This is a genomic window from Azonexus hydrophilus DSM 23864 (genome assembly GCF_000429605.1).
GTDB lineage: Bacteria > Pseudomonadota > Gammaproteobacteria > Burkholderiales > Rhodocyclaceae > Azonexus > Azonexus hydrophilus.
Map to the genome: position 1 here is coordinate 182,300 of NZ_AUCE01000016.1, position 14,197 is coordinate 196,496.

The 14,197-nt window shown below is 62.1% G+C and carries 13 protein-coding genes; 12 read left to right on the top strand and 1 reads right to left on the bottom strand.

The window, feature by feature from the left end; translation table 11 throughout:
* Window positions 1–10 precede the first annotated feature (10 nt).
* From cpaB to G471_RS17250, 12 genes are all read left to right on the top strand, one after another.
* Window positions 11–871, top strand: coding sequence for a Flp pilus assembly protein CpaB (cpaB, locus tag G471_RS17220; RefSeq protein WP_157272485.1), 861 nt, complete (start codon window positions 11–13; stop codon window positions 869–871).
* Complete coding sequence (locus G471_RS17225) at window positions 868–2,217, top strand: type II and III secretion system protein family protein (protein WP_051295397.1); 1,350 nt, start codon at window positions 868–870, stop codon at window positions 2,215–2,217. Before cpaB ends, G471_RS17225 begins: the two co-directional genes overlap by 4 nt.
* A 13-nt stretch (window positions 2,218–2,230) precedes the next feature.
* Window positions 2,231–3,427, top strand: coding sequence for a CpaE/TadZ family protein (locus tag G471_RS17230; RefSeq protein WP_051295398.1), 1,197 nt, complete (start codon window positions 2,231–2,233; stop codon window positions 3,425–3,427).
* A gap of 8 nt (window positions 3,428–3,435) precedes the next feature.
* The gene (locus G471_RS0109165) at window positions 3,436–4,731 is read left to right on the top strand and encodes a TadA family conjugal transfer-associated ATPase (protein WP_028995086.1); all 1,296 of its coding nucleotides are present in this window, start codon (window positions 3,436–3,438) and stop codon (window positions 4,729–4,731) included.
* The gene (locus tag G471_RS18355) at window positions 4,724–5,647 is read left to right on the top strand and encodes a type II secretion system F family protein (RefSeq protein WP_157272486.1); all 924 of its coding nucleotides are present in this window, start codon (window positions 4,724–4,726) and stop codon (window positions 5,645–5,647) included. Before G471_RS0109165 ends, G471_RS18355 begins: the two co-directional genes overlap by 8 nt.
* Window positions 5,644–6,591: a type II secretion system F family protein gene (locus G471_RS0109175; RefSeq protein ID WP_028995087.1), complete on the top strand. Its 948-nt coding sequence runs from the start codon at window positions 5,644–5,646 to the stop codon at window positions 6,589–6,591. The genes G471_RS18355 and G471_RS0109175 overlap by 4 nt, the downstream gene beginning before the upstream one ends.
* Window positions 6,592–6,605: 14 nt before the next feature.
* On the top strand, window positions 6,606–7,292 hold the full coding sequence (locus G471_RS17240; protein ID WP_211226411.1) for a tetratricopeptide repeat protein: 687 nt from the start codon (window positions 6,606–6,608) through the stop codon (window positions 7,290–7,292).
* Between the two features lie 36 nt (window positions 7,293–7,328).
* On the top strand, window positions 7,329–8,003 hold the full coding sequence (locus tag G471_RS17245) for an excisionase family DNA-binding protein (RefSeq protein WP_081700190.1): 675 nt from the start codon (window positions 7,329–7,331) through the stop codon (window positions 8,001–8,003).
* Window positions 7,975–8,274 (top strand): DUF3613 domain-containing protein, encoded by a 300-nt coding sequence (locus tag G471_RS0109190; protein WP_028995088.1) that lies wholly within the window; start codon window positions 7,975–7,977, stop codon window positions 8,272–8,274. The genes G471_RS17245 and G471_RS0109190 overlap by 29 nt, the downstream gene beginning before the upstream one ends.
* 15 nt (window positions 8,275–8,289) lie before the next feature.
* On the top strand, window positions 8,290–9,906 hold the full coding sequence (locus G471_RS0109195; RefSeq protein WP_028995089.1) for a TadG family pilus assembly protein: 1,617 nt from the start codon (window positions 8,290–8,292) through the stop codon (window positions 9,904–9,906).
* A gap of 101 nt (window positions 9,907–10,007) precedes the next feature.
* Window positions 10,008–10,838, top strand: coding sequence for a phosphate/phosphite/phosphonate ABC transporter substrate-binding protein (locus G471_RS0109200; protein ID WP_028995090.1), 831 nt, complete (start codon window positions 10,008–10,010; stop codon window positions 10,836–10,838).
* 6 nt (window positions 10,839–10,844) lie between these two features.
* Window positions 10,845–13,199 (top strand): response regulator, encoded by a 2,355-nt coding sequence (locus G471_RS17250; protein WP_051295402.1) that lies wholly within the window; start codon window positions 10,845–10,847, stop codon window positions 13,197–13,199.
* Here the strand turns inward: G471_RS17250 and G471_RS18360 are convergent.
* Window positions 13,162–14,197 (bottom strand): TolC family protein (locus G471_RS18360; protein ID WP_169720486.1); only part of this gene is annotated, 1,036 nt, incomplete at its 5' end. The two genes, G471_RS17250 and G471_RS18360, sit on opposite strands and share 38 nt — an antisense overlap.

A 14,197-nucleotide genomic window follows, 5' to 3' on the forward strand; every position in this document is an offset into this window, starting at 1 on the left:
GAGAAAGACGGTGGGGAAAACACAACGACTCGTCGGGATCATGCTGGTGGCGGCGGCCATCGGTCTGGCAGTCTATGCCTGGACCATCAGCAAGCAAATGATGCCGGAGGCAGCCAAAACCTACGCGGTGGTGGTTGCCGCCTCGCGTATCGATGCGGGTGCCCGCCTGACTGCCGAAAATCTGCGCGTGATGAATTTTCCGGAACGACCGGCCGGCAGCTTCGACGATGTGACACGCCTCGTCGGCACGGTGACGCCGGTCGATATCGCAGCGGGTGAAGCCCTGCTGAGCGAGCGCATCATGCCACCGACGCCGGTGGCCGCGATCCATGAACTGCAGCCCGGCGAACGTGCCGTGGCGATCAAGGTCGATGAGGTGGTTGCCGTCGGCAATCGAATTCACCCGGGGGATCGTGTCGATGTGTTCGCGACCTTCCGGCGAAACAACGAGGAAATCGCCGATTCCCATGCCCGCCTGTTGCTCCCCGGCCTGCGCGTGGTGGCCTTCGGCAGCCAGGAAGCCGCCGAGGCTGGCAAAAAGGGGGCAAGCAAGATCGAGACGGCGCGTACGGCAGTGCTCGCCATTCCGGTAGGCGATGTGGAAAAACTGGCGCTGGCCGCCGAGGCCGGGCGTCTGCTGCTGGCCCTGCATCCGCGTCAGAAACCCGGTGCGCCTGCGGATCAGGTGGCTGGCGAAGCGCCGGTCATGACGACCTTCCGGCTCAAGGATCTGGGGACGACGACCCCTGCCGCTCGTCCCGGTGCCCAGGCTGGCAGCCAGGCGCCAGGTGCGAAGCCGGCCGGCTCGACCGTTCGGGTCATGCATGGATTGAACGAAACCACGGTGCATTTTCAGGGAGCAAGGCAATGATGCGGCGCTGGATCAAGGGATGCCAGGTGGTGCGCAATGTGATGCTGGCTAGCCTGCTTGCGGCCAGCGGCGCCGTCTGGGCGGATACGTCGGCTGCCGATCTGCTGCGCGTCGATGCGGGCGGGCAGGCAGTCGTCGACATGCGCCAGTCGATTGCCCGGGTGGCGGTCGGTAACGAAGCGGTGGCGGCAATCCGGGTGATTTCGCCCCGGCAGTTCATCGTTCAGGGCAAGGAGCCCGGCATCACCAGCCTGTTGATCTGGTTGCGCGGTCAGGCCAAGGCCGAAGAGCGGCGCATCCTGGTCAGCGTGCCGACCGTCGGCGATGGGAGCGAAGGTGGTCTGGCGCTCAAGGCGGCCGGCGATCTGCGGATACTGAGCGGCAGCGCTCCGGATGTCGCCACGCTTGTCGCTGCCCGTGAAGGTGCACGTCACCTGAGCGCCGGCAAGGATGCGGCGCCCCTGCTTGATCGCAGTACCGTCGATCTGGGCGGTGAAGTGCAGATCGATGTGCGGGTGGTGGAGTTCAGCCGCAAGGTCATGAACCGGGCCGGCATGAGCTTCCTGTCGAACAAGTCGGGCTTCAGTTTTGGCGCCTATGCGCCGGGTAGCCTGAGCAAGGCGCAATTGAGCAATGGTGCGATTACCGCCGAGGCCAGCCTGCCGGTTTCCCAGGCCTTGAATCTGCTGATCGGCTCGTCGAAGAACAATCTCCTGGGGGTGGTGAGCCTGCTCGAAGGCAACGGTTTTGCCCGCACCCTGGCGCAACCAACGCTGGTCGCGCAAAGCGGGCGGGATGCCGATTTCCTGGCCGGCGGCGAGTTCCCCGTGCCGGTTCCGCAGGCGCTGGGGCAGACGACGATCCAGTACAAACCCTATGGCATTCGCCTGCAGGTCTCGCCGACCGTACTGACCAGTAACCGCATTGCCCTGACCGTGACGCCGGAAGTCAGCGATCTCGATTTCGAGAACGGGATCACGATCAATGGAGTTTCGGTTCCCAGCCTGACGACGCGCCGGGCTTCCACCAGCGTCGAGTTGGGCAACGGCGAGAGCTTCGTCATTGGCGGGCTGGTCAGCCAGAATCTCATGCGCAACATCAACAAGGTGCCCGGCCTGGGGGATGTGCCCCTGCTTGGCGCCTTCTTCAAGAGCGTGAGCCTTGCCCGGGAAGACAAGGAGCTGGTGTTCATCGTCACGCCCCGCCTGGTTCGCCCGTTGGCGGCGGGTACCGAACTCGGCGAGCTGCCTGGCGCCGCCTTTGCCAAACAAGGTACCGGTCTGATGGAAAGCTGGTTGATGTCGGATGACGATTTCAACCGCAGCATCACCGGCCTGTCCCAGTAATCGGAGTCGGAGCATGGAAACGCGTTTCATCGTGGTGACTGAGGACGAAGGCCGCTTCAATCAACTGAGCGAGGCGGTCAAGGGAGTTGGCGTATCGGTGTGGTTGCACTGGAACAGCGATGTCCTGATACAGCTGGTCGGATCCATGGGGGCCAGCGTCGTCTTCATCGATTACAGCCGGGAACGTCTGCAGGATGCCTCGGCCCTGGCCGGCAAGCTGCTATCGGTTTATCCCAGGCTGTGGATCGTCGGGTTTGCGCCGCGTTCGGATTCGGAACTGATTGTTGAAGCCATGCGTTCGGGGGCGCGCGATTTCGTGGAACTGGCTTCGCCGACCGAAAACATCATCCGTTCGCTCAAACTGGTGATGGAGCGCACGCCCGGTTCGCCGTCGCAATCCTCGGGCAAGATGATCAGCCTGCTGGGGGCGCGGCCCGGTGTCGGCACCACGACGGCGGCAGCGCATCTCGCGCTGTTGCTCAAGCAGGAAATCATGCCCGACGAACGGGTGTTGCTGCTCGATTTCGGTTATCCCTCGGGGGATGCCGCCCTCTATCTCGATACCCGGGTCAATTTCAACTTCTGCGATGCGGTGCGCAGTCTGCGCCGTCTCGATCAGGCCTTGCTCAGTACGGCGTTTGCCCATCACAAGAGCGGCCTGGCGCTGCTGACGTTGCCCCAGAACCTCGCCGAGCTGCGCGACATCGCGCCGGCCGATGCGATGACCCTGCTCAGCCTGTTGAAGTCCTACTTCAAGGTGGTGGTGGTCGATCTGGGCGGCTTTGCCGGTACCGATCTGCTGCTCTACGCGCTCGGGGTCAGCGACCAGACCTTGCTGATCAGCGAACAGACCGTGGCGTCGACTTTTTCGGCCCGGCTGATGCTGTCCAATTTCCGTGATCGCGGGGTGAATACGGAACGCATCGGGCTGGTCGCCGGCAAGGTGGACAGCCGGATCGAACTCAAACCCGAACAGTTGGCGCAACATCTGGGCCTGCGTCTCTTGCTGGAGCTTCCGGCGCGGCCGGACAAGTTCATCGACTGCGCCAATCAGGGGCGTTTGCTGCTCGATCTGGCGCCGGGCGACCCTTATGTGCAGGTGCTGCGCAAGCTGGCGCGGCAGCAGGCAGGCGGCGAGGGCGGTGCAATCGCCAGCGAGGGTGATCGTCCGGCCTGGCTGCAGAAGCTCCAGTCGTGGGTGGGGTACTAGGAGCCATCATGGATTTCGATTTCACGCTCGGTTCCGACCCCAAGGGGGATTTCCGCCAGTCCGACGAGTTCCAGGACATCAAGGGGGTGATTCACCAGCGCCTGGTCGAGCGCATTGAAGACCTGAGCGTGGACTTTGCCAGTTGGCCGGCGCATGTGACCCAGCGTTTCGTCCAGCAGGAGGTCGAAGATTTCGTGGCCAATCACCGGGCACCGCTGAACATGAGCGACATCCAGGCCATCGTCAAGGAACTGACCGACGAACTGACCGGCCTGGGGCCGTTGCAGGAACTCATGGACAACGATGCCGTGGCCGATATCCTGGTCAATGGCTACAAGGAAGTTTTCATCGAGAAAAACGGGCTGCTCCAGCGCAGCCGGGTGCGTTTCATCGACAACCGTCACCTGATGCGCATCATCCAGCGGATGATCGCGCCGCTGGGACGGCGTGTTGACGAAGGCAGTCCGATGGTCGATGCCCGCCTGCCCAATGGCGGGCGCCTGAACGTGATCATTCCGCCGGTTTCGCTCAACGGCCCGGTGCTGTCGATCCGCAAGTTCCGCGCCAAGCCCTTGCAGGCTTCGGACATGCTCGCTTACGGCACGCTCAATCAGGAGATGCTCGACTTTCTCGCGCAGGCTACGCGCATGCGTTGCAACATCCTGATCAGCGGCGGTACCGGTTCGGGCAAAACCTCGTTCCTGAACATGCTGGCCCAGTTCATTCCCGATGGCGAGCGCGTGATCACCATCGAGGATGCCGCCGAGCTGCAGTTGCTGCACGAGCATGTGGTCCGTCTTGAGTCGCGTCCCGGCGGTCTGGAGAACGTCGCCGAGGTGACGCCCCGCGACCTCCTGCGCAACAGTCTGCGCATGCGCCCGGATCGCATCATCGTCGGCGAAGTCCGGGGCGGGGAGGCGGTCGACATGTTGCAGGCGATGAATACCGGCCACGACGGTTCGATGTCCACGATCCACACCAACTCGCCGCGGGAGTGCATGCACCGCCTGGAAATGCTGCTGCATTTCGGCGGTTGGCAGGGCAGCGAATTCAATCTCCGGCGGCAGATTGCCGGGGCCGTGGATCTGATCGTCCAGTTGGCCAGACTCCCCAGCGGCGCCCGGCGCGTCATGTCGATCAGCGAGATTACCGGCATGCAGGACGATGTGGTGGCGATGCAGGAACTCTATCGCTTCGATCCGGGGCCGAACGGCCGCGATGGCGTGTTTTCCCGACCTTGCCAGCCGCAGTCGCGCAAGCTCGCCAAGCTGGGACAGGGTATCGGAAGGAGTGCCGGTGACTGAGGCGCTATTCGCGATCCTCCTGGCGAGCACCTTGATGCTGCTTGCCGGCATGCTGTTCATCCGCGAGGCTGGGCGCAGGAAGCGCAATCTTGCCGGTATCCAGCGCCTGAACGAGGTGCTGAGCCGGCAGAGCGATCGTCTGGTCGCGCCGCCTCAGGAAGCGCCATCGGTGTGGACGCCCGATTTCCTGGATCGCCTGCTGCAGCGCGCGGGTCTGCCGACCACGCGCAGGATGTATTTTTCCCTGGCGGCGCCGGCGTTGCCGCTGGTGCTGTTTGCCGAACTGTTTCTTGGTTTTGTCTATGCGCTGACCGTGCTGCTGCTCGTTTATCCGGTGCTGGTCTGGCTATTCCTGCGCTTTCGGGCTGAGCGCTTCCGGGATCAACTGGTCGATCAGCTGCCCAGTTTTCTCGAGAGCATTTCGCGCATCCTGAGCGTGGGCTGCGGTCTTGAACTGGCATTTCGCAATGCCACCGAGGAGTGCGAGGATCCACTGCAGTCGATCTGCCGGCAAGTGGTGTTGCGTACCCAGGCCGGGCAGTCCATTGAGGATGCATTGAGCCAGATTGCCCAAATCTATGGCATCAAGGAACTCGGTTTCGTCGCTTCGGTGTTCCATCTGGGCATGCGTTACGGCGGGAACGCCCACGCCGTACTTGAGCGTCTGTCCACGACGATGCGGGAGCGCCTGCGTTCGCAACAGGAACTGAAGGCGATGACCGCCGAGACGCGGGCGAGTGCCTGGATTCTCAGCGCCCTGCCGGTGGTGGTGGCGGCGATGACCATGATCAGCAATCCAGGCTACCTGCTGGGCATGTGGACCGATCCGACGGGGCGCAAGCTGCTTCTCGTCGCGTTTGCCCTGCAGATCATCGGGATGCTTCTCCTGTTCCGGATGGCGAGGTTGCGATCATGATCGATCAACTTCCCTGGCTGGTCGCCGCCAGCGTTGCCTTGGGCGTGATCGGCGCCGGCAGCCTGCTGTTTGCCAGCCTGCAGAACGCCTTGCGCAAGCTGGAGCAGAAGCGGCGTTTTGAGGCGATCAACCGGATGCTCGATCCGGGCGCGGCGGTCGCCGACGCCGGTGTGCCCGAACGCTTCAACGAACTTGAACGGTTCATGTTGCGGATTTCCGGGCGGCTGCCGGTGGCAGCGGCCGGCGACGACGAAGGCGAAGAACGCCGCTTGCTGACCAAGATCGGGATTCGCGGCACGAAGCCGGCGATGGCCTTCCAGACGGCTCGTTGGGTATTTCTGGTGCTCGTGCTGGTGGTGGCTGCGACTTACACGAGTCTGTCCGACAGTGGCAACGGCGCCTTGCGCATGGTTGCGGCGGGGATCGCGGCCTACCTGCTGCCGCGCTTTGTCCTGCGCTTTCTTGCCCATCGCCGGCATCGTCAGCTGGAAGCCGAATTGCCCGTGTTCATTGATTTCCTGCGCATGATGCACAGCGTCGGGGTGAGTTTCGAGCAGGCCATCAATCTGTTTGCGGAAAATCCCAAACTCGGGTTGCCGGTGCTTTCCAGCGAGCTTGCCGTGGTCGCCAGCGCGATCCGCAGCGGACGCAGCCGAACGGAAGCGCTGCAGCTCATGGCGCGGCAGATGGATGTCGAGGATTTGACCGAACTGGTCGCCCTGATTACCCACACCGATTATTACGGGGCGGCGGTTCAGGAACCCCTGCGGAAGTTTTCCCAGCGTCTGACCGAGCGCAGGCGGTTCGAAGCGCAGGAGTACGTCGGCAAGCTCGCCACGAGAATGGTCGTGGTGATGGTGGTCTTCCTGTTGCCGGCCCTCATGCTGGTGACGGCGGGGCCGGGATTCGTGGCCGTATTCAAGGCGCTTGGAGGAATGTCGTGATGGTGGCATGGCGTGTGCGATTCTTGTCGGCAGGGCTGGCCTTGATGCTTGGCCTGCCGTTGTCGGCAGCGGCTCAAGGTGCCGGTGCGCCAGCCGCCGTGGCCGAGGACGGCCAGGTCTTGCGGCAGGATATGAACGATCCGGCGCTCTACCTGCAGTTGATCGAGGGCTTGCAGCAACGCCGGATGCATTACGCGGCCCTGGCGCATCTGGATGCTTTCGACCAGAAATGGCCCGATAACCGGCAAGCCCAGCTGCTACGGGCCGATGCCTTGCGCCAGACCGGTTCGCTCGATGAAGCGGCGGTCATTTACGAGCGGCTGACCGGGAAAAATCCCATGCCCCGGGCACTGCATGGCCTGGGCCTGATTGCCGTCAGCAAGGGCCAGCATGAGGCCGGCGAACGGCTGCTGATCCAGGCCAACCGCCTGGCGCCGATCGATACCCGGATTTTGAACGATCTGGGTTATGTGCAGATGCAGGCCGGGCGCTATGGTCCTGCGAGAACGAATCTGGCCAAGGCCTTTGAACTGGACGCCGGCAATGCGCAGGCGGGCGCCAATCTGGCCATGCTTTACCTGTTGCTTGGGGAGGCCGGGCTGGCAGAAAAAATGATGGAGCGTTTGGGCATGACGGATGCCCAGCGCGCTCAGTTGCGTGAGGAATCGGCCGGTTTGTCCGGCCGTCGGGCAGTTCAATAGGGCTTTTCTGATAAGGGAAAAGGAACGGATAGCAAGATGAAGAGAAAACAGACGACGGTACCCAGTGGTGAGGTGTATTGCACAACGCGTGAGGCAGCGGAAATGCTGAATGTCTCGCTGCGTACGGTGCAATTGTGGGTTGAAGCGGGCGTGCTCAAGGCCTGGAAAACCGATGGTGGGCACCGGCGTGTGCCGCTGAGTTCGGTTCAGGCCCTGGTCAAGGAGCGGCTGGGCGAGGACGCTGTGGTGCCCGAGGTGCAGCCGGTCGCCGAGATCGTTCCCCAGGACAACCGCTTCACGGTGCTGGTGCTCGAAGACGATGAAGACATGCTGCACCTGTACCGGCTGACCATGGAAGCCTGGGGCTTGCCGGTGCGCTTCGTTTTTGTGAAGAGCGTATTTGAAGCCCTGGTGGAAATTGGCCGTGCGCCGCCCGATTTGCTGGTGACCGACCTGCGTATTTCGGGCGTGGACGGGTTCGAGATCATCAAGGTGCTGCGGGCTGATAACGCGCTTTCGTCGCTCAACATCGTGGTTGTGAGCGGGATGGAGGCGCACGAAATCGATGCGCGCGGTGGCCTGCCGCCGGAAATCACGGTGTTTCACAAGCCCTTGTCGTTCGAATTGATGCAGGGCTACATCAAGGCCTGCCTGGCCAACAAGGCATTACAGGAGAAACGCAATGGATATCAGGTGTCTCGCGCCGCTTAGCCTGCTGCTGTGCGGATTTGCCGCCTGGGCCGATGACGCCCGGCCGGCCAGTTCGCCCGCAGAACCGCCGCCGGCCATTGGCCAGGCAACGCAGTCGATACTGGACTTGCAGCGTTCGGGTGCCGTGGCGGGTGAGCCTCGACCAATGCAGGGTGAGGTCGCCGCCCGGGCGCAGCAGCGCTACCTCGACGCGTTCAACCGGCCGATGCCCGATACTTCGGGCAATTCGGGTGGTGCGGGCTCGTCCATGCCGGCAGTCACGACAAAATAAGCCAGGCCGAACCGGATGAACTCAGCTGCGCAGCGCGGTGCCATTCTGGTCATGGCTGCCGTCGCCATGTCCCTGGCGATCGGTGCTGCTTTGCTGGCTGTCGATCTGGGCAGTCTCTTTCATGAGCGCCGCTACCTGCAGACGGTGGCCGACACTGCTGCACTTTCTGCGGTCAACGATCCGTCGAGCGCCCAGGCGATTGCGCTCGATGCTGCGGCCGGCAACGACTATGTGCTACCCGGTAGCAAGGGTCGCTCGCTGATTGCCATTCCCGGGTATTACGACACCAGCGCCAGGGAGTTTTTCCCGGGGGGGGCGTCGGCACTCTGGAATGCCGTGCAAGTCACGGTCAGCGAACAGCAGCCGTATTTCTTTGCCCTCGGCAGCCGGGAAATGTCGGCCACGGCCACGGCAGTGCGGCAGGATATCGCCGGCATCAGCGTGTCCGCTTCGGTGGCGACGGTCAATACCGAGATGTCGGTCCTGCTCAACGCCATTCTTGGTGGCTTGCTCAACACCTCGCTGAATCTGAGCGCGATTGCCTACGAGGGCCTGCTCGGAACAGCAGTCAGCCTGCTCGACCTGGTCAAGGCACACGCCAGCATCGGTACGGTCGAAGGCCTGCTCGATGCCGATCTTTCGGTGCGCGAATTGCTCGACCTGAGTGCTCAGGCTTTGCAGCAAAAGAGCCTGCTTGGCCTGGATGCGACGGTGGTCGATACGCTCAATGTGCTGGCCCTGCAGGTCGATCCGGCGCTGCGGCTGAAATTGGGCGACCTGATCGATCTGGGGTTGGTGTCGGGCCATCAGGCGGCCGGCGTCGATCTCAACCTGCTGCAATTGCTGACCCTGAGCGCCCAGGTGGCGAACGGCGATCACTTCCTCAATCTTCCGATCGTGGGGGTCAGTCTGCCCGGCCTGGTCGATCTGAATCTGGCACTCACCATGCTGGAAAAGCCGTCGATCGCTGTCGGGCCGGCCGGGCTGGATGCCTCGGGTGCCTGGCGCACGACGGCGCACAACGCGCAATGGCGGGTGAAGCTCGATCTGCTGGTGGGCGAGGTGCTCGGCGGCCTGCTGCGTTTGCCGATCTATCTCGAAGTCGGGGCAGGGGAAGCATGGGTCGAGGCGATCGATTGTCGTTGGCCCCGCGAAGATAGCGAAGTGACGGTCGGGGCAGCGTCGAGCGCCGCCCGGCTGTATGTCGGCGATGTGAATCCGGATGCGATGACGAATCGTGCCGCATCGGCGAGCGTCACCCCGGCCACGATTCTCAATGTGCTGGGGCTGCTGCAGGTGCGTGCCAGCGCCGTGGTCGATGTGCCCAGTGGCGGCGATACGCTGGTGTTTACCGGGCCGTTCAATGCCGAGAATACGCAGCGGGTATCCGGGCTGTCGACCACCGGCCTGTTTGCCCAGCTGCTGTCGAATCTTGATCTCGATGTGGTGCTGCTGGGTCTGACGTTGCCGCTCGGCGACGTACTGTCGGCGATTCTTTCGGTGTTGGCGCCGGTGTTTTCGCTGCTGGATGCGATCCTGAATCCGGTGCTTTCCTTGCTGGGGATACAGCTCAGCGTGGCCGACGTGAGCACCTTCGATCTCTCGTGCGGGGCACCGTATCTGGTGCGCTGACCAAGTTGAGTAGCCAGTTTCCCGTCCAGCCACAAAAAACCAATGCTCAGTTCGCTGGGTAAAGCGTGGATAATGGGCGCGTGGCTCTCTGGCGACCTTCCATGAAAAAACTCCTGCTGATCTGTCTGACCAGCCTGTTTGGCCTGATACCTTTTGCTGCTGTTGCGACTCCGGCTGGCGAACAGAGTTACACTTTTTCCGTGGCCCCACAGTTCGAGCGGCGCAAGTTGTTCGGTATCTGGCAGCCCATCATTGATGAATTACAGCGACGTACCGGGCTGCGCTTCGAGCTGGTCACTTCCTTGTCTGTCAGCGAGTACGATAGTGATGCGAAGAATGGGCGCTACGACTTCATTTACGTCAATCCGTACATGATGCCGCTGATTGACCGGCAGCCCGGCTATCACCCCTTGATTCGCGATGGCGCGCCGCTGCGCGGGATTCTGGTGGTGCGCAAGGACAGCCCGGTACAACGCGTCGAGGATCTGCAAGACAAGACGCTGGCGGTGCCCTCGATGTCCGCGTTGGGCGCGAGTCTGCTGTTGCGCGCCGAACTCGACCGGGATTTTGGCGTCAAGACCCGTCCGCTGATCGCCAAGTCTCACAGTTCGGTGTTCCTGCATGTGGTCAACGGTCTGGCCGATGCTGGGGGCTCCGTGCAAAAAGCGTTTGCCGAGGAAAGTGAGCGTATCCGGGGCAGCTTGAAGGTCTTGCATCAGACGCGCGAGGTGCCTTCACATCCGATTGCCGGGCACCCACGGGTTCCTGCCGATGTACGCATGAAAGTGCAGCGGGCTTTCCTGGAAATGTCTGCCGAGCCGCAGGGACGCGCACTGCTCGCCGAGATCCCCATGCGTGAGGCGGTACCGGCTCACGTCGAGGATTATCAGGTCCTGAAGGCTTTGAAGCTGGATAATTATCTGGGTCATTGAGGTCTGATGTCGCTACGCTGGAAGTTGATCCTGCCGCTGTTGTTTGCGCTTGGCCTTGCCGGGGTAAGCATCCAGGCCTATTGGCTGCCGCGTTCGCTCGAGCGCATCGAACGGGATCACCTCCAGTCCATGCAACGCCATCTGGAGAGTATGGCCGAAACCCTTGTGCCGATGGTGATGGGGCAGCAACTCGACATCATCAACGAGAACCTCGACGCTTTGATGGCCAAGAATCCCGATTGGTTATTCATTTCCCTGATCGATACCCGGGCGCGGCAACTCTATCCCTTGTTAACCGGGGATGCGCCAGCGATCTCGACGCAACAAGCGGATGTCCGATCCCTCAAGGTGGAATTGAAATTTGGTGGCCGCCCGCTGGCAATCATGGAGGCGCATGTTGACCTGTCCTCCTATCTGGCCGAACAGCGTGCCGAAGTCATCAATTCCGGATTGGCGATGATGGCCTTGCTGGTGCTGGCGATCGTGACCATCGCGCTCATGGTTGAGGCCCTGATCCATCGCCCCTTGCGACGGCTGGCACTGGCTGCATCGGAGCTCGCCCAGGGAAAGTACGACACGCCTTTGCCGGTGGCCGGCCAGGATGTCATGGGCGAACTTGTCCATGATTTCGATGCCATGCGCACGACGCTGGGCAAGCAGCACGCAGCATTGCAGCGTGAAATTGACGAGCACCTGCTGGCGGAAGCCGAGCTGAACACTTATCGCAAGCATCTTGAGGAGCAGGTCGCCACGCGCACGGCTGAACTGGCTGCGGCGAAAAGTGCGGCGGAAGCTGCCAATCAGGCGAAGAGCAGTTTTCTCGCCAATATGTCGCACGAAATCCGGACACCGATGAATGCCATTATCGGTCTGACGCATCTGCTGCGCGGTGATGCCAGCCCTGAGCAGGTTGAACGACTGGGAAAAATCGACGCTGCCGGCAAGCATCTGCTATCGATCATCAACGACATCCTGGATATTTCCAAGATCGAAGCGGGCAAGTTGCAGCTGGAACATAGTGACTTCGCGTTGCCCGCGGTACTTGACCACGTGCACTCGATGATCGCCGATGCGGCTAAAGAGCGGGGGCTGGAAATCCGTGTCGATCCCGACGCCGTGCCGGTCTGGCTGCGCGGTGATGTCATGCGGCTTCGCCAATGCTTGCTCAATTACGCCAGCAATGCCCTGAAGTTCACGGCGCAAGGTCATGTAACGCTTGCTGCTGAACTGCTGGAAGAGGATGGCGATGCGTTGTTTGTCCGCTTTTCGGTCAGCGATACGGGGATTGGCATTGCGCCGGAAAAGCTGGCCGGATTGTTCCAGTCCTTCACCCAGGCCGATGCGTCAACCACACGGCAATATGGCGGCACCGGACTGGGGTTGTCGATCACCCGCCGACTGGCAGAGATGATGGGCGGATCCGCCGGGGCAGAAAGCGTGGCCGGCCAGGGAAGCACTTTCTGGTTCACCGCCCGTTTGCAGCGCGGCCACGGCGTTTTGCCGGTGACACCAACGCAGGTCGCAGACGCCGAGTTTCAACTGCGATCCCGGCACCAGCGCGCCCGCTTGCTGCTGGCCGAGGATCATCCGGTGAACCGCGAAGTCGCACTTGAGCTGTTGCACGCGGTCAATCTGGCGGTCGATGTTGCCGAGGACGGTGTCGAGGCCTTGGAGCTTGCGCGTAAACAGCGCTACGACCTGGTGCTGATGGATATTCAGATGCCGAATCTCGATGGTCTCGAAGCGACCCGGGCAATTCGCGCCCTGGCCGGCTGGCAGGACATCCCCATTCTGGCCATGACCGCCAACGCCTTCGATGAGGATCGCCTGGCCGCGATGCTTGCCGGCATGAACGATCATGTCGCCAAGCCGGTTGATCCGGACATGCTCTATGCCACTTTGCTCAAATGGTTGCCGGTGACGGGGGAATTTGTCGAGGCGGGAGCCACCGCGCCAGAAGAGCAGGCATCCGAAACCGTCGTCGATGACGATGGCGAGTTGCGGGCAAGACTTGCCGGAATCGCCGATCTCGATCTGGAGACTGGCCTACGATTGGTGCGTGGGAAGCTGGCCGGCTACCGGAAGGTTCTCGCAATGTGTGTTGCCGATCACGCGACCGATGCGCAGACACTCGCGGAATTGATCGAGAAAAATGATCTGCTCGCTGCCGAGAAAGTTGCCCACAAGCTCAAAGGCGCGGCAGGAAGTATCGGGGCCTTACCCATCCACCAATTGGTGACCGAACTGGATAAGGCCCTCAAGCAAGGCGACCGGGCAGCAGCCGAACTGGCCTTGCTGCCTCTGGCTGATCGTTTGCCCAGATTTATCGATGCCCTGCGCGAGGCGCTGTCCCCCCGCTGACACTGCATCCACCAACGGTATTGCCGGCGCAGGGGCGAGAGCTTTCACGGTTGATCAGCCATCTGTCGTCGACCTTGATCATCTCCAGCGTCTTGAAGACCCGGTCGTTGTAGATGTTCGAGCGGTAGGTCTGTTCGAATTCCGCGATTGCGCGATCTTCGCCCTGCATTTTTACCCTCATGGCTTCGATGCCTATCGTGATCGTTTCTCTAGGCAGAATGCGGGCACGGCGCAATTGGTCCCAGTCTTCGCGGGACAGGCCGCCGTCCGGCGTGAAGGTCGGTGCATAGAACGCGGCATAGGCCGAGTAGTTCTTCGCCGACCAGGCTTCCGCCCACGAGCGTACCCGGCTTTCGATGTCGCCGACCGGGCCTGACGAGGCTTGCATGACCATGGGCGCTCGCGGTACGACCATCATCTCCCGCGCCTTGGCATCAAGCGCCTCACGCGCCGAGGCTTGCTGGGTGACGGCATCGGCCGGACACAGCGAGGCTGCATCGACTTCGGCCAGTTCGGCAGCGGTCGGCGTATGGGTGTCCAGTTTCTGCAGCCCCATGAATTCCAGCAGCGAACCCATGCCGGCGTAGGTACGCAGGTAGGCCAGCGTCAGGTCGGTATCGGCGTTGACCGAGGCGCGCCGCGCCGACAGCAATTCGTTCTCGGTATCCAGCAAGTCGAGCAGCGTGCGCTGACCGACGTTGAACTGGTCGCGATAAGCGTCGCGCGTCTTTTCCAGCAAGGCCACCTGAATTGCCAGATAGCTGGCCTGTTCTTTCAAGCGCAGTACGTCGTTATAGGCGATCAGCAGCGTCTGACGCGTATCGCGGCAGGCCTTTTCGCGCATTTCCACCGCCAGGTGCTTGCGCTCCATGTACTGACGCTCACGTGCCCGGTCCGAACCGCCGTTGAACAGATTCCAGCTGAACACCACCTCGGCCACGTTGTAATCGCGGTCGCCGCTGACGCCCTGATAGTTGTTGGTGCTCTCGGTGCGCGCC

What these genes read in the sequence shown, in the direction of transcription:
- G471_RS0109190 (WP_028995088.1), top strand. Translation starts at nt 7,975, where the DNA reads ATGGATATCAGGTGTCTCGCGCCGCTTAGCCTGCTGCTGTGCGGATTT.
- G471_RS0109175 (WP_028995087.1), top strand. Translation starts at nt 5,644, where the DNA reads ATGATCGATCAACTTCCCTGGCTGGTCGCCGCCAGCGTTGCCTTGGGC.
- G471_RS0109195 (WP_028995089.1), top strand. Translation starts at nt 8,290, where the DNA reads ATGAACTCAGCTGCGCAGCGCGGTGCCATTCTGGTCATGGCTGCCGTC.
- G471_RS17230 (WP_051295398.1), top strand. Translation starts at nt 2,231, where the DNA reads ATGGAAACGCGTTTCATCGTGGTGACTGAGGACGAAGGCCGCTTCAAT.
- G471_RS0109165 (WP_028995086.1), top strand. Translation starts at nt 3,436, where the DNA reads ATGGATTTCGATTTCACGCTCGGTTCCGACCCCAAGGGGGATTTCCGC.
- G471_RS17245 (WP_081700190.1), top strand. Translation starts at nt 7,329, where the DNA reads ATGAAGAGAAAACAGACGACGGTACCCAGTGGTGAGGTGTATTGCACA.
- G471_RS0109200 (WP_028995090.1), top strand. Translation starts at nt 10,008, where the DNA reads ATGAAAAAACTCCTGCTGATCTGTCTGACCAGCCTGTTTGGCCTGATA.
- G471_RS17250 (WP_051295402.1), top strand. Translation starts at nt 10,845, where the DNA reads ATGTCGCTACGCTGGAAGTTGATCCTGCCGCTGTTGTTTGCGCTTGGC.
- G471_RS17225 (WP_051295397.1), top strand. Translation starts at nt 868, where the DNA reads ATGATGCGGCGCTGGATCAAGGGATGCCAGGTGGTGCGCAATGTGATG.